General features: G+C 68.4%; 1 protein-coding gene. It reads left to right on the forward strand.

Annotation, left to right across the window (positions count from 1 at the left end):
* The first annotated feature begins 412 nt into the window (after positions 1-412).
* Positions 413-1,033 carry a PadR family transcriptional regulator gene (locus BN903_RS13200; RefSeq protein WP_048078171.1) on the forward strand — a complete coding sequence of 207 codons (621 nt, stop codon included), beginning with the start codon at positions 413-415 and terminating at the stop codon, positions 1,031-1,033.
* Positions 1,034-1,140 lie beyond the last annotated feature (107 nt).

A 1,140-nucleotide genomic window follows, 5' to 3' on the forward strand; every position in this document is an offset into this window, starting at 1 on the left:
GTGGTCCCGCTCGCTTTCGCTCGCGGGACTCGCGCGACTCGCTGTGCTCCTCGTCGCTCACTGCGTTCGCTCCTGCGGTGCTTGCTCCGTCGTGCTTCGTCCTCGCGACTGCCCCTTCGAGTCCCGCCCCGCACAGCACCGCACCTCACGCCTCCCCAGCCTCGTCAGTCGCCTCCGCTTCGCTCCGGCGACTGACTCCAGCGAGAATCGAAGATTCTCTGGCAGCCGGCGGCAAAGCCGCCGGCGACCTCGCGCGGTGCTGTCTCGCGGTCGCCAGGGGCGACCGCTCGCAGGCACACGCCACCGCAAATACCTGTTCGTCGAAGCGCTCGAATCGCCGGGATCGTCGCGGCTTGCGTTCCTCGTCGCCGTGACCAAAACCCTTTCAGCGCGACCCCGAAAGGTGGGGATAATGCGGAAAAGCGGCCCGCCGAAAGGACTGATCTCGTACCTCGTCTTGGAGCTGCTCGACGAGCGCCCGCGGTACGGCTACGAGCTGCTCGGCGAGATCACGGAGATAAGCGGCGGCCACTGGGAGCCCTCCTACGGCTCCGTCTACCCAATCTTATACAAGTTCGAGGAGGAGGGGGTCGCGGAGCGCGTCGAACGCGCCGACGAGCCGGACCGCAAGTACTTCGCGCTCACCGACGCGGGCCGCGAGGAACTGGCGGAGAAGCGCGCGGCGATCGGCGGCGAGGCGCGCGACTTCGGCGACGTCGTCTTGGGCTTTTACCACCTGTACGCCGCGCTCGCCACCGACGGCCGCTTCCAAGTGGCCGACGCCGACGCCGAGTGGGCGTACTCGGAGCGGTACAGCGCGTGGATCGTCGAACAGATCATCCGCCACCACGAGCGCGACTTCGGCGAGTTCGAGCGGATCGACGCCTCGCCCGAGGAGTTCTACGACGAGGGCGACGCGGCCGAAACTGATTCGGTCGAAACCGGCGAGACAGAATCCGAAACGCCCGAAACGGAGACCGCGGACGACGCCGACGAGTCCGAGGAGGCGTCATCCGGGGCGGCCGACGACTGACCGCGGGCGCGACTCGCGGTGAACAGCGGCGGCTCACCGATGGAGCAGCCGCCACAGGATCCCGCCGGGGAGTCCCGCGCGGACGAGCCGATCGTACAGTCGGTCGG

Source organism: Halorubrum sp. AJ67, from assembly GCF_000513435.1.